Below are 18,461 nucleotides of genomic sequence, written 5' to 3'. Positions count from 1 at the left end.
ACTCGCCTATGCGCGAGCGTCATATCCGGAGCGTGGCTGAGGATCATGACTAATCAGGTGACGACAACGGCATACCAGCAACTTCAGCCCGAGGAACGGGTCACGATCGCAAGCCTGAAGCAGCAGGGACATGGAGTGCGCTCCATTGCCCGCACTCTCGGGCGCTCGCCCAGTTCGGTCAGCCGGGAGCTGCGGCGCAATGCACTGCCCGATCGCGGCTACGCCTCTACACCGGCCCAGCGGGCGGCCCACGCGCGTCGTACGGCGGCCCGGCCCTGGCCGAAGCTGCACCCCTTGGGCAAGCTGTGGATCGTCATCTCGACCTGCCTGGCGTGGCGCTGGTCGCCGCAACAGATCGTGGCCCCACTGCGGCGCATGTTCCCCGACGACTCTTCGATGCAGGCCTCGCACGAGACCATCTACACCGCGATCTACGCGCACGCCAGCGGCGAGTTGCGCCGCCAGCTCATCGCCTGCCTTCGCCAATGCAAGAGCACTCGCCGCCCCCGCCTGGGCGGCCAGGACCGCCGCGGGCTGCTGCCCGAGATGCCCAGCATCCATGTGCGCCCGCCTGAGGTCGAGGACCGCGTGATGCCCGGCCACTGGGGACCGCCAACCTTCGTTGAAGACCCGGGATGCGGTCGAGTTGGCCACGCTGCAACAGGTCGCTTGGTTCAACCACGACCGGCTGCTTGAGCCCATCGGCCACATTCCGCCCGCCGAGGCCAAAGCTCACTACTATCGTTAACTTGTCGAATGAGCCATGTCGGCCTGACTCAAGCCAATGAGCCTCGGAAATTTCCGGGGTGGTTCATGACGCGCATGCAGGCGCTACGGCACGTGCTGCTGCCGCAAGCGTTCCGCCTCACGCCCCCAATCTGGTGAGCAATGCCATCGAGATCTTCAAGCTCACGGCTATCGCCAACGCGGTAGCGATGCCCGAACTGCTGCGCGACGCCCGCATCATTGATTTTTAAGGTTTTTCCTGATTTTTCGCAACGATGCGAAAAAGTGGAAAAGTCAGGCGCCATGACCCAGCACCCTGAACATGCGCGGTTCAATTCTTGGGCTCGGACTTAGCAGGCGTCGGGCTGAAGCGCGCAAACAGCAGCTCGTGCGCAGCTGGATCCAAGACTTCTTTGGATGCGCTACGCATCTCGGCAATCTGCTGGCTAGTCCACTCCATGGCCATGCGCCAGCGCTTGGCTGCCGCGTGAGCCACCTCCGCGCGCGCTTCCGCGGCCCTGGCCCGCTCCTCGGCCTGCTGCGCCCGTGTCTCTGCGCTTTCCGCTCGGGCCTCGGCTTGCTGCGCGCGGCGCTCCCGCTCGTCGACGGCCTCGATCGCGCGGCGCATGGCCTCCTGCATGGCATTGAGGCTGCCGGCTGTTTGCTCAAGCTCGGCCTTGAGGCGCTGGCGCAGCTGTACCGAGCGGCTGCGGCGCTGACTTGGCGCCGGCCCCACGCGCCCCAGACCCACATGGCGCCCCACGGCCTCGTGGTACTCGTCCTGCAGCGCCTTATTCGCCTCAATGAGCCGCAGCTTGGCGTCGGCCTTGACTGAGCCATTTTGCAGCGCCCTCAACGCGGCGCCATGCCCCGCTAGGCTGTGCTTGACCTGCCGCCCCTGGTCCGCAAAAACCACGTGGAGGTGCCCGTGGCGCTCGTCGGTGTGCTCGTACACGCCGGCGAGCCGCTCGCCGTAGTGCTCCGCGGCCCAGGCCACAGTCAGCTCGCGCCAGCGCACGTACAGCGGATCCTGCTCGGAGGGCGGACCCGGGTAGCTGGCCACCGCCACGCCCAAAATCGTCGTGGTTTCACGCTGGCGATACAGCCGCACCTCGTCGCCGTACACCCGCTCCTCGACCACCTCCCGGGCCTGCCGCTCGAGCTCCTCCCACCATGCGATGAGATCCCCGGGGTGCACGCCATGCAGGTGCCTCGGCGGCTGGGGCTCGATGCCCTGGTCCACCAGATGCTGCACGTATCGCGGCCCCAGGCGCAGGAGCTCGCCGATGATGTCGCGGGCGCTGGGCTTGCGGCCGCGCGCATTGCGGCTGCCGCGGCGCGCATAGCACTCCTCGTGCACGAACTGCCCCGAGCCCACCGAACTCCCCGATGGCGAACCACCCCCCTTCGATGACGAGCCCCCCTCCGTTGGCGAAGAGGTCGTTGCCAGGGCAACTCCCGCCGCTGCTGCGCTGCCGATGAGAGCCTTAGCTTCCGATGGGATCTTCGTCCCCGATGTCATGCCTCCGTCCACGATGGGCCTCCGTTTTCGATGGCCCTGCGATATCGATGCACCTACCCCCCCGGTGGTGAGCCCTTCGCGCTCGAAGATACTCCCGAGACACTCCGTCCGCGATGACTACATATACGATAGCAGATATCGATGACGATGTGGGATGTATTTTGGCGGCTGGAGGGATCCGTTGCCCTAGAAAAAGAGACCTACGTGAACGGGGCTTCATTTCTAGGCAGTAACCTCATGTGCCGGTGCCGCCGGGTGATACAGAGGAAGTACCTGGCCGCAGGGGTTATTTCAGAGGCCTTCGAGATACATCACGCCGACGACCAAGGAGGGTAGCCTCCTGTTTTTTTCACCTTTGGCGCCCGGTTGCACGGGAGAAGCTCGGCGGCGGCAGCTGGTGCCGAATTGGCGGGCATGGAGCAAAGACAGCACTGCTTTTCAATTGAATTTTCAATCACAACGAACTGATGTGCAAATTTAACGCGTTGGCCTCAAAGTTGTACGTATCAGCGCAAAAACTCGACGGATCGGCTCACAAATCGAAATGCTCGACGCCACTCTGTATCTGGACAGTCCTGCCCGCCTCACAGCCAAGCAGCAAGGTCGCAAAAACGGCTAAAACTGCCGACTATTTGCCAATGCTGGCCAGTGGATAGACATTGTTGGCCTTTGCCGTGGCCGATTCCGCACTTTCAGCGGCCAATGCTGCCACCCAATGATTATTTCTAACCTTTGAGCACGCTAACTTGGTCAACCAATGTGCCATGTTGGCCATCCAATAGTTCTTTGTGGGCTGTTGTGCTGTTACGTAGCACACCCAAGTGCAATTCAAAAGCGCTCCTAATTAAAAATGAAGCTCAGCTGCCTCATGTGGCAAGCCACCGAGGGGCATTTGCCCTGGACGGTCGGTGCTGAGTGCGGCTAGTCAACTCGCACCTCAAGGCCGCGATCCGAGATCGCATGCTCAACTAGCGCTTGATGTCCGTCGGCAGAGCATCGCTGATCAGCTAACGAAGGGAGGCCTGCCGGCTGATTTGTCGCTCAGCAGCTAAGTTGGGACCGGATTTGTCGCCAGATAGCTAAACAGAGGCCGGTCCAGCCCACTCTCAGCGTCCGCAAACAGACCCCGGCCACTGTATCGGTCGGATACCCTCTGGAACCGTCAGCATGACGGGTTCTTTTGGGCACCGCGACGCCGGACTTCAGGCTCGGCCACCGAGAACCGCTGACAACCTCACCAGATCATCCTCGGTTAAACCGACGTAGGGATCGCACAACACCACGCGGTCGTTGAACGGCCGGAATAGCCAGGCGTGGTCATCCAGCGCTACCCACGGCTGCCATGGCTGGTCACTGCCGCGCAACCACATGGCCACCTCAGCCTCCCGCGGGAAGCGTTCAGGCAAGGCGCCATTGATCCTCGGCGTGACGCCGACGATCCGGGGCTGAATCGCCGGCGAGAAGAAGCTCCGTATCTCGTCCAGCGTCCTCGTGAGACGCCACGTCGACGACACCACCACGTTCACGTCTGCTTGCTGCCCGAGCCAAGCCTCAAGCAGTGGCAGCCGGCCGAAAAGGTCGGCTGGCTTGCAGCCGTACTTGTGCAAGACGCCGTCGAAATCCAGGAACAGAATCATGGTATTAGTCGGATACGGAAACGAAATGCCTCGCTCGGAACCGAAGCATGACGGCATCTTGGCTCAAGATACGAGCCAGCGCGACGCCGGCAGCGCCCGGGCTACTTGCGCGCCATCGTGGCCACCACCGATCCGGCCACGCTGCCGCCGCTCTCGACCTGGTACTTGAGCACCAACCTGCCGCTGGACAAGGCGCCGCTGCCGCATCTGGTGTGGCTCTATGGCTTGAGGGTCTGGATCGAAGAGCACTACAAGCGCGTGAAGCACGAGCTCGGCTGGGCGGACTTCATGGTGCGCAGCGATCGGGCCATCCGCCGACACTGGGCCCTGGTGTGGTGCGCCTTCTCGTTTTGCTGGTGGCACGAGGCGCAGCAGGGCGCGCTGCGCAAGCCCGAGCCATCGACCTCACCAGCACCCAAACGGGTGCGGGGGAAAAATGAACTCCGCACCCCAACGCCCGGCGCTGGGGTGCTGCTGGCCGCAAGCGCTGCGGTTCAGCTGACCGAGCTGCCCCAGGCCTCCACCGCCGACGACTACGAAGCACTGCTGCCCTGGCGCATCGGCGCCGCCACCCTCTGACCGCCCCCTCTACAGCGCAGACAGCACAAGCTGCGCCGGTCCCCAAGGACGTGGTCTATTGAGCGCATACGATAGACATTGTTGACCGCTGCCGTAGCCGGTTCAGCACTTTCAGTAGTTGATGCTGCCGGGGCAGCGGCGGACCTAGCCAACCATTAGGGTCTGGCCGCGGCCTGGATCCCAGCATGGGGCCCCAAAGGTGGGTACTTCGGGGACTCCATCGGCCGAAAAGTTTTCACAACTCCCCGATGGACCCACCTTTTGGATCCGGCTGCGGTCTGGATCCCTGCATGGGGCCCCAAAGGGGGTACTTCGGGGATTCGCTCGACCGAAAATTTTCACAACTCTCCAATGGACCCACCTTTTGGGTCCGGCCGCGGCGAGCAAGCCCGCGAGGACGCCCAGGCGTCGGGGATCGAGTTGCAGGTGGTCAGGCTGCCCGAGGCGAAGAAGGGGTTCGCGCTGCTGCCGCGGCGCTGGGTGGTGGAGCGCAGCTTTGCTTGGCTGGCGCGATTCCGGCGCCTGTCGCGCGACTTCGAGCGCATGCCTTAGGTGCTCGCAGCGCTGCATTTCGTCGTCTTCGCCATGCTCATGCTACCCAAGGCCGTGACGTTCTGGGCCTTGGGAGAAAGTGCATAACACGCTCTAGGCCTTTCCTTCCCAGATCGAGCTGGAGTGAAGCAGGGGAGATGCCTCTGTGCTTTAGAAAATCTTCGATATCCATGTAAATCTCCTTTTGCCGCTATTGAAAAAAAGCGACATGGTAAGGAGGTGTTCATATGAAGGTAGGGGCGTAGATGAGATAAATAAACGCTAAATTTTTTTGCGATATGCAAATAAGATGTTTGCATCAACATACATGAAAAATAAAAAGTATAACCACTCTCATGGCTTTCCCTTTTCCCCTCTAGTAAACAATTGCTTCACCTGAAATCCGAGGGGGCCAGAGAAAGGTTGCGGCCTTTGAGGGGGCTGATACCGGGGGATTGGATCAAGTCCACATGTATGCTGAATTACTTGGCGGGTGCATTCACTGGCCTGCACCCAGCTCCGCCGCCAAGCGTAAGCCCGGGTCTAGGCTTCCGCCTGACCTCCTTGGACAGGCGGAACTTTTAACCGCACCATTGCATGGAATAGGCACTGGCTTTGCCCCAACCCGATTAGGATACAGTATCGGTACAGCCCTAAGTTAAAGATATCCCACATGCCCAAACCCCAGGATTCCACCAAGTCCCCGCGTTTGCGCTGGAGCCCCGAAGAAATGGATCTGCTGATCCGCGAAGTGGCCATGCTCATGTTGGCTGCGGAGCGCAACGGCAGCAAGTTGACAAAGAACAAGGCACTCGCCCTCGCTCAGCACGTGCTGCCCAAGCAACGACAGCGTGATATCGGCCCCGAATACAACCCGATTTGGATGTCCAGCGGTGGCCGCCTCGAAGGGGAAATCGAGAAGCTTCGCTCCGCCTTGCCTGCTGCTGATGCTGCGCTGCTCCCGAATCAACAAGCCCCGGACACGGGAGCCACTTCTCAGCCCCAGCCGTCCTCTGAGGTGGGCGCGATGGACTCGATGGCCGCCCACAGCGACGGGTACTCCCCTCGGTGCTCCTGCACCATCCTCACCGCGCGCTCACGCACCTCGGGCGAGAACTTGTTCGACTTGCTCATGGCTCAATCCTCTCAGAGTGTTGAGCCTCCTCGAAACCCGGGGCGGTTCAGAGTCGAGGGAATACAGACCGTGGTGAGCCGAGTGGCTGCTCGCCAGTAGGCCTCCAATGCACCGAGCAGTTTCATGTTCGCCCCGACCACAAAAACTCTTGGAGGCAGCACATCCGCCCCCCAGGTCCTCAAGCAAGTCATCCACCTCGCGCTCTGGAATGTCGAAGAAACCACGGAAACGACGGAAGTTGCGCCAGCCGTGCCGCTCATGTCTTGCGGTGAGTTCATGTCGATCCCAACCGCGATCCCTCAACGGCCCAGTTCCTTGGCACTGACTCCGGCGATGCCCCAATTCTCTTTTGGAACGTCATGGATCCAGACGCGCACGTTCTCCTTGGGCGCACCCACGGCCTCAACGAGAGCCTGGGTCACCTTCTCAATCACTGCTTTTTTCTGCTCGGCAGTACGGCCTTCAATCATGTAAATCTGCGCGAAGGGCATCAATTCCTCCTGGTTGGTTCTGGGTTGATCACGGTGCGAAATCCAAGGTGAGAGGTGCCGAAGGCGATGTCACGCGGCTGCCGCGCCGAGGGTCGATAGCGCATGCAGTAGTTCGGCGCACACAGGTGAGATCCTCCCTTGATCACTCGGGCTTTTACCCCAGGCTGAGCTGGATCGGCGCTGTCGTCCTCTGCAGGCCCTGCAGGATTGCGTTGCGCCCCGGCGGGATGCCGGGGGCTGTACCAGCTGGCGGTCCACTGCCAGACGTTGCCGGCCATGTCATAGAGGCCCCAGCCGTTGCTGGCGAAGCAGCCAACGGGCGAGGTGCCTGCATACCCGTCTTCGCCAGCGTCATGCTGCGGAAACCGGCCTTGCCACGTATTGGCCATGATCTGACCTTGCGGTCTGAACTCGTGACCCCACACATACGGAGCGCCGTCAAGGCCGCCCCGAGCGGCGTATTCCCACTGGGCTTCGGTGGGAAGCTCTCGTCCCAGCCAGCGGGCATAGGCCTGCGCATCCTCGTAGGCGATGTGGACCACTGGATGGTTGGCACGTTCGGCAATGCTGCTGCCCGGGCCTTCCGGGTGACGCCAATCAGCCCCCTCGACGAATCGCCACACGCCCGCTTGGCCGCCCGGTCCCTGCACAAAGACCACGGACCCTGGGGCGTGCAACTCAGAGGGCAGCTCGCGATACCGCTTAGCGTCGCGCCCTCGCTCGGCCAGGGTGCGATACCCGGTGGCCTGCACGAAGCGGGAGAATTGCGCGTTGGTCACGTCGTGCCGATCCATCCAGAAGGCGTCCACCTCCACCTCGTGCGGTGTGAGCTCCTCGTCGTAGTGCCGTTCCGACCCCATCATGAATCGCCCGGCCGGGATATGCACCATCCCGGCAAGCTCGCCGTCGGCCGGGATGCCGGCGTACGCCGAGCAGAGAAGACCCGCCGGGGCCTTGCTCGATGCTCCAACAGCGGGTGTCGCGGGCGCAGCGAAGAACGCGCCGAAGCCGAACGCCGCCACCGCGACGGCTAGCATCGCGGCAAGCCATGCCCGCTGCCCTGGCCGCCTACCAGTCAGTCCCTCGTCTCGCGACTTCATTTGCGCCTCGGCGCTTCGACCGCTTCATGCGCCAGGTCGTCGTAGTACTTCGCCGCGTTGCTGTAGCCGGGTCGATCCGACAGGCCGTCGATCTCCAGCACGCCGTTGTCCGCGACGTACTGCTTCCAGGCCTGCACGAGTTCGGCCAGCTTGTCTGGTCGCTCGATCGCCAGGTTACGGCTCTCGGTACGGTCGCGCGCCACGTTGTAGAGTTCCCATTCCCCGGTGCCCCACGGCCGGTTGGACTGGACAATCTTCCAGTCGCCCTTGCGCAGGGCCTTGCGCCCGCCGAGCTCCCAGCCGATCGCGTCGTCCGGGCCGTACACCGACTCCTGTCGACCTTGCAGGAAAGCGACGAGCGAGCGCCCCTTCACTGGCAGCACCGTGCGGCCCTCCCCAACCGGCCCGGGATGACGGGCGCCGGCGAGTTCGTAGAACGTGGGCGCAATGTCCATGATGTGGGCCACCTGCGTGCGACGTTGCCCGCTGATGCCTGCGGCCGGGCCCCATACGATGGCCGGCACCGAGATTCCGCCTTCGTGCATGAAAGACTTGAACAGGTTCAGCGGCGTCGAGCCCACCTGTGCCCAACCAGGACCGTACTCGATGAAAGAACCGGGGCGACCGATGTTGCCGGTGCTGTTGTCCATGTCCTTGCGGATCCAGTCGCGGGTGCGCGCCAGGTCGAACACCGAATTCCCGTCGGCCCCGTTGTCGGACATGAACACGACTACCGTGTTGTCAAGGTCGCCACGCTCCTGCAGGTACTGCAGCACGCGGCCGATGTTGCGGTCCATGTTGTCGACCATCGCGGCGTAGACGGCCATCCGGCGCGATTCGCTGCGGCGCTCGGCCGGCGTGAGCTGCTCCCAGCGCTTCCAGCGCGGATGTCCAGCGTAGGCCTCCACGTCCGTGGGCACCAGCCCCAACTGCTTCATGCGCTCCAGTCGCTGCGCACGGATGGCGTCGTAGCCCGCGTCGTACTTGCCGTCATAACGGGCGATGTCCTCGTCGTGCGCATGCAGCGGCCAGTGCGGCGCGGTGAACGCCAGGTATGCGAAGAAGGGGCGGCTGCCATCGCCCCGGGTCTCCTCCAGATACTGGATCAGGCGGCTGGCGAACGCGTCGGACGAATAGAAGCCGTCGCGGGGAATGTCGACGGCCTTGCCGTTTTCCCGGTACATCGCCTTGGGCGGCTTGTCGGGGTCGGCGGTGATGATGCCGAGCTGGTCGCCGAAGTGACTGGCCCCGCCCATGGTCATCGCATACGAGCGGTCGAAGCCGCGTGCCGCCGGGCTCAGGGCTTCCGTGTTGCCGAGGTGCCACTTGCCCGCCATGACCGTCCGGTAGCCCGACTGTTTCAGCACCTCCGGCAGCGTGACGACGCGATCGTTGAGATGGCCCTCGTAGCCAGGCTTGCCGCGCTGCTGATCGAGCATCAGCTCGGCCATGTCACCGTAGCCGATCAGGTGGTTGTCTGAGCCGGACATCAGCATCGCTCGGGTCGGCGAGCAGAACGGCGAGGCGTAGAACGACGTGAGTTGCGTGCCGGTGCGCGCCAGCCTATCCAGGTTCGGCGTGGAGATCTCGCCGCCGTAGGCGCCGATGTCGGAGTAGCCGAGGTCGTCAGCCAGGATGAGCAGGAAATTGGGCGCCCGTTTCGGCGCTGCGGCCTCGGATCGATCCGTGGTTGCGGTGCTGCTGCAGGCCACCAGCCATGCGGCGGCGGCGGCCGCCAGCAGGCGGCCCGGGAAGGGTCGGTTCATGCATTGTCTCCTCGTCAGGGCGCGCGGGTTGTGTCACCCGTCGCGCCGCTAGGGTGGAGGGCGCGCGTCGGCGTGCCCGGCGTTCAGGCTCGTGTGTCGACCAGGGAGCGTTGCGGCTTGGACCCGGTCCGGGGCTGGCCCTGCTCGGCGGCGGCGCGCTGGCGCTCACGGGCCAACGTCAGGGCGGTGTCCTCGATCATGTCTTCCTGCCCGCCGACCATGCCGCGCCGACCCAGTTCCACGAGCAGGTCCCGCGCGGGAACGCCGTACTTCTCCTCGGCGCGCTTGGCAAACAGCAGGAAGGAGCCGTACACACCTGCATAGCCAAGGGTCAGCGCGTCGCGGTCGATGCGAATCGGATAGTCCATCAGCGGCACCACGATGTCGTCGGCGACGTCCTGGATCTTCCAGACGTCCACGCCAGTCTCGATGCCCATGCGGTCACACACCGCCACCAGCACTTCCATCGGCGTGTTGCCCGCACCGGCGCCGAGCCCGGCAGAGGCAGCATCGATGCGGTTGGCACCGGCTTCGATGGCGGCGATGCTGTTGGCCACGCCCATCGCCAGGTTGTGGTGCCCATGGAAGCCGACCTCGGTCGAGGGCTTCAGCGCGGCACGCACCGCGGCGACACGCTCCTTCACGTCGTCGGGCAGCAGGTAGCCCGCGGAGTCGGTCACGTAGACGCAGTTAGCGCCATAGGCTTCCATTAGCAGCGCCTGCTTGACCAGGCCCTCGGGGCTGTTCATGTGTGCCATCATCAGGAAGCCGACGGTGTCCATGCCAAGCTTGCGCGCGAAGGTGATGTGCTGTTCGGACACATCGGCTTCAGTGCAGTGCGTCGCCACCCGGATGGTGCTCACACCCAGGCCGTGGGCCATGCGCAGGTGATCCACAGTGCCGATGCCGGGAAGCAGCAGCGCCGAGACCTTCGCCCGCTGCATCAGGGGGATCACCGCGGACAGGTATTCCTCGTCCGTATGGGCCGGGAAGCCGTAGTTGACCGAACTGCCACCCAGACCGTCGCCGTGGGTGACTTCGATCAGGGGCACTCCGGCGCGGTCGAGCGCGGTGGCGACATCCCTCATCTGCGCTAGCGTCATCTGGTGGCGCTTCGGATGCATACCGTCGCGCAGGGTCATGTCGTGCAGCGTGACCTGCCGTCCTTCGAGTTGGCTCTTCATCGGGTTCTCCTTCAGGCCGCCAGCGCGGCGGGTTCGAGTGACAGCCGGCCGGCGAGGATCTCCTCGGCGAACATCTCCGCAGTGCGGGCTGCGGCGGCGGTCATGATGTCGAGGTTGCCGGCGTACTTGGGCAGGTAGTCGCCCAGGCCTTCAACCTCCATGTAGATCGACACGCGGTGGCCGTCGAACACCGGGCCGTTCACTAACCGGTAGCCGGGCACGTACTTGCGCACCTCCTGGATCATGGCGTGCACTGATTCCTCGATCTCGGCGGCACGGGGCGTGTCCACCGTCAGGCAGTGGATGGTGTCGCGCATGATCAGCGGCGGGTCGGCAGGGTTGATGACGATGATGGCCTTGCCCTTGCGCGCTCCGCCCACCCTCTCGATGGCGCCGGCGGTCGTGCGGGTGAATTCGTCGATGTTCTTGCGTGTGCCGGGGCCGGCCGAGCGGCTGGACACCGTGGCGACGATCTCGGCGTACTCGACCGCCTGCACGCGGCTGACTGCCGCCACCATCGGGATGGTGGCCTGGCCCCCGCAGGTGACCATGTTGACGTTCATCTCACGGCGGCCCACGTGCTCACGCAGGTTCACCGGCGGCACGCAGTAGGGGCCGACCGCGGCCGGTGTCAGGTCGATCATCAGCACGCTGAGCTCGTTGAGTTTGCGCGAGTTCTCGGCATGCACATAGGCGCTGGTGGCGTCGAACGCGATCTGCACCCCGTCGGCCAGAACGTGCGGCAGCAGGCCGTCGACCCCCTCGGCGGTGGTCTTGAGGCCCATCTCGCGTGCACGCTTGAGGCCGTCGGACTCGGGGTCGATGCCCACCATCCACACCGGCTCCAGCACGGGGCTGCGCTTGAGCTTGGCCAGCAGGTCGGTGCCGATGTTGCCGGGGCCGATGAGGGCGCACTTGATCTTCTTCATGACGAAATCCTTGTGGAGTGGGAGTTGGTTCGGGGGCGGCGTCAGACGAAGCGCATCGAGACGGACCCCAGGTCCTGGAAGCGCACGTTCACGTGGTCTCCCGCCTGCACGGCAATCGCTTCGGTCACGCCGCCGGTCATGACGAAACTACCTGCAGGCAGTTCCTGGCCGCGTGCGCCAAGGTGGTTGGCAAGCATCACCACGGCCGTCAGGGGATGGCCAAGCACGGCGGCGCCCGCCGCCATCGCCGCGATCTGTCCGTTCTTCTCGAGTACCACGCCCAGCGTGCGCAGGTCGAGTTCGTCGAGCGCACGCATGCGAGAGCCGACGACGAAGCGCGCAGCCGAGGTGTTGTCGGCCACCACGCTCTTGAGGTCGAACTTGAAGTCCCGGTAGCGGCTGTCGATGATCTCGACCGCCGGCACGACGAAATCGATCGCCGCCATCACCTGCGCGAGGTGGCAGCCGGGCCCCTTCAGCGCTGCCTTGGTGACGACACAGATCTCGGCCTCGACCTTGGGGTGGATCAGTTCGCTCGTCCTGATCTCGCCACCTTCGGGTCGGCTCATGTAGTCGCTGAGAAAGCCGAAGACGGGTGTGTCGACCCCCATCTGCTTCATCTTCGCGAAGGAGGTCAGCCCTGCCTTCATCCCGACGGTGCGTTGGCCGTGCGCTTCCTTTCGGCGGCGGATCTCGTCCTGGATGGCGTAGGCGTCGTCCCAGTCCATGCCGGGGTGCTCATCGGTGATCTTGGTGACATCGCGCGCGAGCAGTTCGGCGGACTCCAGGTGCTCGGCGAGGCCGGCGATCGTCTGCGGTGTGAGGTTCATGGCAAGGCCTTTCGATCAGATGAAGCGGACGCCGGCGCTTCCCAGGCCTCCGACGCTGCAGTGCAGGCTGTCACCGGGCTTGACCGGCACGAGCGGCGATTGCGAGCCCGACAGGATCACCTCGCCCGCCTTCAGCGCGATGCCGAGACGGCCAAGCGTGTTGGCCAGCCACGCCACGGCGTTGACGGGCGAGCCCTGCACCGCGGCCCCGGTGGAGGTGCTGACGACCTCGCCGTTCTTCTCAAGCACCATCCCGGCCAGTGCGAGATCGAGTTCACGCGGATCCCTGCGCACGCCGCCGAGCACCAGCACGCCGCACGAGGCGTTGTCGGCGACGGTGTCCTGGATCCTGATCTTCCAGTCGCGGATGCGCGAGTCGACGATCTCGAAGCACGGCATCACGAAGGCGGTGGCGCGCAGCACGTCGGCGGCGGTGACACCGGGGCCGTGCAGGTCGCTCTTGAGCACGAAGGCGACCTCGGCCTCGGCCTTGGGCGCGATCATCGAATCGACGCGGATGGGCTCGCCCGCCTGCACCACCATGCCCGACAGCAACTGGCCGAAGTCCGGCTGGTCGACGCCGAGCATGTCCATCACGACCTGGCTGGTGACGCCGATCTTCTTGCCGACCACCGTCTCGCCGGCGTCTATGCGGCGCTGGATCATGCGCAGCTGGATGCGGTAGGCGTCGTCCAGCGTGATGGCGGGCTCGCGCTCGGTCAAGGGCGCTACGGGTCGGCGCTCGATGAGCGCGGTGTACAGCTCGTCGCCGTACTGCTGGATCTTGTCTTCTGTCACGTTCTCTCCTGTTGAGTGGATGCCGGGCGGGTGGCTAAAGCTTGACCATCACGTTGCGCAGTTCGGTGTAGAACTCGAGCGAATGCACTCCACCCTCACGGCCGATGCCGGAGGCCTTGCTGCCGCCGAAGGCGGTGCGCAGGTCACGCAGGAACCAGCTGTTGATCCAGCACAAGCCCACCTCGATCTCGCGGGCACAGCGATGCGCGGTGCTCAGGTCGGTGGTCCACACCGTGGTGGCCAAGCCGTAGTCGGTGTCGTTGGCCAGCGCGATCGCTTCATCGACGGTGTCGAAGGGTGCGATGTGGCAGCAGGGCCCGAAGATCTCCTCGCGCACCAGGGCAGAGGTCTCGGGCAGGCCGGTCCAGATCGTCGGCTGCACCCAGTGGCCCTCGGCCCAGGCGCCACTCATCGGCGGCACCCCACCGCCGGTGACGACGGTGGCACCCTCGGCGCGCGCGCGCTCGAAGTAGCCAAGCACTTTCTGCTGGTGCTCGCGCGAGATCAGCGGGCCCAGGCCGACTCCGGGCTCCTCGGGCGGACCGATCTTCAGGGCTTCGGCCTTGGCCTTCAGCGCCTGCACGAAGCGCTCGAAGATGGGCCGCTGCACGTAGACGCGCTCGGTGCCCAAGCACACCTGGCCGCAGTTCTCGAAGGCGCTGCGGGTGATGCCCGCCACGGCCTTGTCGAAATCGGCGTCAGCGAACACGATGCCGGCGTTCTTGCCTCCCAGTTCGAAACTCACCGGGCGCACCCCCTTGGCGGCGGCAGCCATGATCGCCTCTCCCGTGCGCGTCTCGCCGGTGAAGGTGATGGCATCCACGTCGGGGTGTTGCGTCAGGAACGCGCCCGCGGAATCGGGTCCGAATCCGTGCACCACGTTGTAAACGCCGTCCGGCACACCGACGGCTTTCATCACCTCGCCCAGCAGGGTGGCGGTAGCGGGCGTCTCCTCGGACGGCTTCACTACGACGGTGTTGCCGCAGGCCAGCGCCGGGCCCACCTTCCACGTCATCAGCAGCAGCGGCAGGTTCCAGGGGCACACCACACCCACCACCCCGACCGGTGAGCGCAGCGCGTAGCTGACCGCGGTACCACCGTCGGGCGTGGTCATCTCAAAACTCTCGGTCGGCACGTTCTTCACGATGTCGGCGAACACCTTGAAGTTGGCCGCACCGCGCGGGATGTCGATATGCGCGGCCAGCGACTCCGGCTTGCCGGTGTCGGCGATCTCGGCAGCCAGGAAGTCGTCGAAACGTCGGTTGATCTCGTCGGCCACGGCGTAGAGCAATTCGACGCGCTTGGCGACGCTCATGCGACCCCAGGGCCCGCGCAGCGCCTGCTTCGCAGCGCGCACCGCAGCCTCGACCTCGGTGCGACCGGCCTCGTGGACGCGCCCGAGCACGCGGTTGTCGGCCGGCGAGCGGTTCTCGAAGGTCTTGCCGGTGGCGACAAACTCGCCATCGATGAAATTGAGAAAGTCTTTCACGGCGATCTCTCTGTTCAGGAAGCGGTGTCCGCCTCCGTGAGGAAGTCGTCCACCAGCCGGTTGAAGCGACCTGCGTGCTCGATCTGCGTCCAGTGGCCGCAATGGCCGAAGACGTGGAGCTGGCTGTTCGGAATCCACTGCGCCAGCGTCAGCGAGTTCGCCAGCGGAATGACCTGGTCCTCACGGCCGTGCAGCACCAGCGTCTCGTGCGGCAGCGCCCGGATGTCGGCCTCGGCGCTGCACATCGCGTCCACCCAGCGCTGGCGGGGCGCGGGGAACATCGCCGCGAAGGACTCCTGGAAGCCGGGGCGGATCGAGGCCTCGTAGCGCATGCGCGCCAGTTCGTCAGTGGCGAGCGAGCGGTCGTAGGCGAAGATGTCGAGCAGGCGACGCATGGTCTCCAACGAGGGCTCGTAGCCCCACACCGCGTCGAGCCCCGGCGTGATCTCGAAGGGCACGCCGACCGAGCCCATCAGCACGAGGCGACGCACCCGGTCCGGATGCCGGATGGCCAGCGCCAGTGCCAGCGCGCCGCCGAAGGAATTGCCCACCACGTCGGCGCGCTCCAGGTCCAACTCATCCAGCACGCCCACCGCCTGGCGCACCCACTCGTCCATGCCGTAGCGCTGCCCGGCGGGTCGGTCGCTGAAGCCAAAGCCCACCATGTCTGGCGCAATGACGCGGCGGGATTGCGCCAGCACGGGGATGGACAGGCGCCAGTTGGCCCACGCGGAAACACCGGGCCCGGAGCCGTGGATCATCAGCAGCGGCGGGCCCTCGCCCTGGTCGTGCAAGTTGGTGCGGATGCCGGCCGCGACGATGCTGCGGCCGATCTCGGGGTTGTGTTTTGTCATGCTGTTGTGCTCCTGTCCCTGTGCGCTGGCGTCATGCCAGCCCGATCGCGCGGGCACCGGCCCGTGCGATCCGTTCGTCTTCGTCCTCGCTGGCACCCGACACGCCGATCGCGCCGATGCACACGCCCTGCTCCACCAGCGGCAGCCCGCCGCCAAAGGCCACGAAGCGCGGCCGCCGCACCAGCCCATCGCGCACGGCAGCCGAATGCGTTGCCAGCAGTTCGCTCCAGCCGGCGGTCGGTATGCCGAAGCTGGCCGCGGTGTAGGCCTTGTCGATGGCGATCTCCACCGAATGCAGCGGCGCGCCCGGCATGCGCAGGAAGCCCGCCAGCGTGCCCGCGGGGTCGACCAGGGCGACGTTGACGCGGCGGCCCAGCGCCTCGGCCTGCACCACGGCCGCCTGGAGCGCCTGCGCAGCCGCAGGCCAGTCGATGCAGCGCGTGGAGACGCTGCAGCGCGCACCGGGGTTGGTGCTCGTGTTCATGCCCGCCCCCGCTTCAGGTGTAGACATCGGTGAAGGACGGCACCGCTTCACCGGTGTGATAGAAGATGCCGTTCCACAGCTTGTCCTCGGTCCAGGTCGTGACCGGCCGATCGGGCTGGGCCAGGTAACCGAGGCCCGCAAACGTCTCGTTGCGGTTGCCGCTCGGGTCGAAGAAATAGATCGTCTCGCCGCGGGTGATACCGTGGCGCGTGGGGGCCACGTCGATCTTGACCTGCTTCTTGGCCATCACGTCGGCGGCCTTGAGCACGTCGTGCCACGAGTCCAAAAAGAACGCCAGGTGGTGCAGACCGCTCTTCGGCCCGCCCACGAACGCGATGTCGTGTGGCGTGTTGGACACCGACAGCCAGCAGGCAGCGCGCACCTCGCCACCGGGCCCGACGCAGATCTGCTCGGTCACGAAGAAGCCCAGGCACTCGGTGAAGACGCGGGTGTTCTCCTCCACCGTGTTGATGCCGTCTGCCGGGTTCAGCTCGCACATCAGCAGCGCGTGGTCCAGCCAGTGCGCGCCAGCGCCGCGGATGTCGTCGGGCCAGGGGTCCGGATTGGTGATGCCCACGTCGGTGCCCACGTATTCCTTCATGGCATAAAGACGCACGTCGTGGCCGCTGGGCAACTGGAACTGCAGCATGCGGCCGGTGGACGGCAGGGTGCCCTCGGGCAGCAGCGCGGTCGAGATTCCGTGCTTCTCCAGCCGCTGCTGCAGCATCTCGAGGTCCGAGTCGTCACGCACCTTGAAGGCAACGTGGTTCATGCCGGCGCTGTCCGAGGGCGTGAGCACCAGCGAGTACCTGTCCCACTCGTCCCAGCACTTCAGGTAGACGTTGCCCGCCTTGTCGACCATCGTGGTCTTCATGCCGAGCACCTGTTCGTAGTGCCGCACCGCGGCCTCCATGTCCATCACCTTCAGGCTGACATGGCCGATTCGCATCACACCCATCATGAGTCTCCTTGGTTCATTGGGAAGGGTCTTGTTCATCCGCCCGGCGGGCGAACGTCTTGAAAAACGGCTTCTCGAAGCGGCCCACCACCTCGAGCTGCACCGGCGCCACCGGTGCGACCCGGCAGGCGAGCGTGAGGCCGCAGGCCTCCTCGGACTCGCTGACGTGCGTGCGGCTGACCGGCCCGAGCCGGCGCACCTCGCCTTCGACGATGCGCACCTTGCACACCCCGCAGCCGCCGTTGACGCAGCCCACAGGGATGCCCTTGCGGCCCAGCCGCAGCATCCCGGCCAGCAGGCTTTCGTCGAGGGCGCAGGGATACGACTCGCCGGTCTGCACGACCTGCACGCCGACCTTGGGGCGGTGATCGAGCAGCATGGTCAGACTCGCTTGAACAGCGGGCTGCGCTGCGCGTTCGCGTCGGCCGCCGAGATGAACTTCTCGGTGTAGATGTCGCGCTCGAAGAGGCGGCCCTGCATCAGCGTGGCGATGCAGGCTTCCACCATCGGTGGCGGTCCGCACAGGTAGGCCTTGTGTCCCGCGAAGCCGTCCTGAAACAGCGTCTTCGCGGCCTCGTGGACATAGCCGCGCGCACCGTCCCACCCGCTGCCGGCCGCCTCGTCGGACAAGGCCGGGAGGTAGCGGAAGTTGGGATGCGCCTCGGCCAGCGCCCGGAACTCGTCGTCGTAGTACAGCTCGTCGCGGCTGCGCTGGCCATAGACCAGGGTGATCGGTGCGGCGTAGCCGCCGTCGAGCAGATCGAGGATCATCGACCGCGGGCTCGACAGCCCGGAGCCACCGGCCATGAACAGCATCGGCTCGCTGCAGGACTTGCGCACGAAGAAGCGGCCGTAGGGGCCGGTCAGGCTCACCTGCTCGCCTTCCTTCAGCTGCTCATGGATCACGCCGGTGCCCCGCCCGCCAGGCACGCGACGCACGTTCAGCTCGATCTCGCCGCGGGCCTCCACGGCGGCAGGCGAATTGGCGATGGAGAACGCGCGCGACTCGCCGAGCCCGGGGATCTCCAGCTGCACGTACTGCCCGGCCTGGAAGTGGATCGGGCGGTCGAGCTTCAGGTGCAAGGCCTTGATGGTGGGCGTGAGTTCGACGATGCGCGTGACCGTGGCGACGAAGTCGCGCACCGGGATGACCTCGGCGTCGGGCTCCTCATCCACGTCCGCCTCGATCACGCAGTCGTCCTGCAGGGTCGCGCAGCACGCCAGCGTCTTGCCGTCGTCGCGCTCGAAGTCCATCAGCGCGAACGGGTTGGCCGCACCGTGGTCCACGCTGCCGTCGCACACCTGCACCTTGCAGGTGCCGCACAGGCCGTGACCGCAAGCGTGCGGGATGTAGATGCCCTGGCGCAGTGCGGCGTCCAGCAGCGTCTGCCCCTCAGCCACCTCGATGGTGGCGCCGAGCGGCTCGATGGTGAGTTGATAGCTCATGG

At 65.3% G+C, this 18,461-nt stretch carries 16 protein-coding genes and 4 pseudogenes; 4 read left to right on the top strand and 16 right to left on the bottom strand.

Features of this window, described 5'->3' with window-relative positions:
• Positions 1–45: 45 nt before the first annotated feature.
• Positions 46–606: pseudogene (locus D3A59_RS21785) on the top strand (IS30 family transposase); the annotation flags it as partial.
• Between the two features lie 13 nt (positions 607–619).
• A pseudogene (locus D3A59_RS26920) lies at positions 620–748 on the top strand (IS3 family transposase); the annotation flags it as partial.
• Positions 749–1,057: 309 nt separating this feature from the next.
• On the opposite strand, the gene D3A59_RS21780 reads toward D3A59_RS26920, so the two are convergent.
• A complete protein-coding gene (locus D3A59_RS21780) occupies positions 1,058–2,086 on the bottom strand; it encodes a plasmid recombination protein (protein WP_205665248.1) in 1,029 nt (342 codons plus the stop codon).
• Between the two features lie 1,364 nt (positions 2,087–3,450).
• A complete protein-coding gene (locus tag D3A59_RS21775) occupies positions 3,451–3,885 on the bottom strand; it encodes an HAD domain-containing protein (RefSeq protein WP_119157425.1) in 435 nt (144 codons plus the stop codon).
• A gap of 108 nt (positions 3,886–3,993) precedes the next feature.
• Between D3A59_RS21775 and D3A59_RS26915 the strand changes: the two are divergent.
• Positions 3,994–4,258 (top strand): annotated as a pseudogene (locus D3A59_RS26915) (IS701 family transposase); the annotation flags it as partial.
• A gap of 584 nt (positions 4,259–4,842) precedes the next feature.
• Positions 4,843–5,103: pseudogene (locus tag D3A59_RS21765) on the top strand (transposase); the annotation flags it as partial.
• An 888-nt stretch (positions 5,104–5,991) separates the two neighbouring features.
• Here the strand turns inward: D3A59_RS21765 and D3A59_RS25575 are convergent.
• The 14 genes from D3A59_RS25575 to D3A59_RS21700 form a co-directional block, all read right to left on the bottom strand.
• Positions 5,992–6,129 carry a hypothetical protein gene (locus tag D3A59_RS25575; protein WP_157991626.1) on the bottom strand — a complete coding sequence of 46 codons (138 nt, stop codon included), beginning with the start codon at positions 6,127–6,129 and terminating at the stop codon, positions 5,992–5,994.
• A gap of 300 nt (positions 6,130–6,429) precedes the next feature.
• Positions 6,430–6,621 (bottom strand): 2-hydroxymuconate tautomerase, encoded by a 192-nt coding sequence (locus tag D3A59_RS21760; RefSeq protein WP_119157424.1) that lies wholly within the window; start codon positions 6,619–6,621, stop codon positions 6,430–6,432.
• On the bottom strand, positions 6,621–7,658 hold the full coding sequence (locus D3A59_RS21755) for a formylglycine-generating enzyme family protein (RefSeq protein WP_119157423.1): 1,038 nt from the start codon (positions 7,656–7,658) through the stop codon (positions 6,621–6,623). The genes D3A59_RS21760 and D3A59_RS21755 overlap by 1 nt, the downstream gene beginning before the upstream one ends.
• 59 nt (positions 7,659–7,717) lie before the next feature.
• Positions 7,718–9,487: an arylsulfatase gene (locus tag D3A59_RS21750; RefSeq protein WP_205665245.1), complete on the bottom strand. Its 1,770-nt coding sequence runs from the start codon at positions 9,485–9,487 to the stop codon at positions 7,718–7,720.
• An 83-nt stretch (positions 9,488–9,570) separates the two neighbouring features.
• Positions 9,571–10,671 carry a 4-hydroxy-2-oxovalerate aldolase gene (gene dmpG, locus D3A59_RS21745; protein WP_119157422.1) on the bottom strand — a complete coding sequence of 367 codons (1,101 nt, stop codon included), beginning with the start codon at positions 10,669–10,671 and terminating at the stop codon, positions 9,571–9,573.
• Between the two features lie 11 nt (positions 10,672–10,682).
• The gene (locus D3A59_RS21740; RefSeq protein ID WP_119157421.1) at positions 10,683–11,600 is read right to left on the bottom strand and encodes an acetaldehyde dehydrogenase (acetylating); all 918 of its coding nucleotides are present in this window, start codon (positions 11,598–11,600) and stop codon (positions 10,683–10,685) included.
• 41 nt (positions 11,601–11,641) lie between these two features.
• Positions 11,642–12,430 carry a 2-oxo-3-hexenedioate decarboxylase gene (gene dmpH / locus D3A59_RS21735; RefSeq protein WP_119157420.1) on the bottom strand — a complete coding sequence of 263 codons (789 nt, stop codon included), beginning with the start codon at positions 12,428–12,430 and terminating at the stop codon, positions 11,642–11,644.
• 15 nt (positions 12,431–12,445) lie between these two features.
• Positions 12,446–13,228: a 2-oxopent-4-enoate hydratase gene (gene dmpE / locus D3A59_RS21730; RefSeq protein WP_119157419.1), complete on the bottom strand. Its 783-nt coding sequence runs from the start codon at positions 13,226–13,228 to the stop codon at positions 12,446–12,448.
• A gap of 34 nt (positions 13,229–13,262) precedes the next feature.
• Positions 13,263–14,717 carry a 2-hydroxymuconic semialdehyde dehydrogenase gene (locus D3A59_RS21725; protein ID WP_119157418.1) on the bottom strand — a complete coding sequence of 485 codons (1,455 nt, stop codon included), beginning with the start codon at positions 14,715–14,717 and terminating at the stop codon, positions 13,263–13,265.
• 14 nt (positions 14,718–14,731) lie between these two features.
• Positions 14,732–15,571 carry an alpha/beta fold hydrolase gene (locus tag D3A59_RS21720; RefSeq protein ID WP_119157417.1) on the bottom strand — a complete coding sequence of 280 codons (840 nt, stop codon included), beginning with the start codon at positions 15,569–15,571 and terminating at the stop codon, positions 14,732–14,734.
• 31 nt (positions 15,572–15,602) lie between these two features.
• A complete protein-coding gene (locus D3A59_RS21715; protein ID WP_119157416.1) occupies positions 15,603–16,055 on the bottom strand; it encodes a GlcG/HbpS family heme-binding protein in 453 nt (150 codons plus the stop codon).
• Positions 16,056–16,068: 13 nt separating this feature from the next.
• Positions 16,069–17,013 (bottom strand): catechol 2,3-dioxygenase, encoded by a 945-nt coding sequence (locus D3A59_RS21710; protein ID WP_119157428.1) that lies wholly within the window; start codon positions 17,011–17,013, stop codon positions 16,069–16,071.
• 16 nt (positions 17,014–17,029) lie between these two features.
• Entirely contained in the window at positions 17,030–17,392 is a 363-nt protein-coding gene (locus tag D3A59_RS21705) for a 2Fe-2S iron-sulfur cluster-binding protein (protein ID WP_119157415.1), read from the bottom strand.
• A 2-nt stretch (positions 17,393–17,394) separates the two neighbouring features.
• Positions 17,395–18,459, bottom strand: coding sequence for an NADH:ubiquinone reductase (Na(+)-transporting) subunit F (locus D3A59_RS21700; RefSeq protein WP_119157414.1), 1,065 nt, complete (start codon positions 18,457–18,459; stop codon positions 17,395–17,397).
• Positions 18,460–18,461 lie beyond the last annotated feature (2 nt).

Origin of the sequence: Caldimonas tepidiphila (assembly GCF_003569765.1) — a bacterium.
In the GTDB taxonomy this organism is placed as follows: Bacteria; Pseudomonadota; Gammaproteobacteria; order Burkholderiales; family Burkholderiaceae_C; genus Caldimonas; species Caldimonas tepidiphila.
The sequence above is the reverse complement of the archived record's forward strand: the minus strand, read 5'-3'. Positions and strand labels throughout refer to the sequence as shown.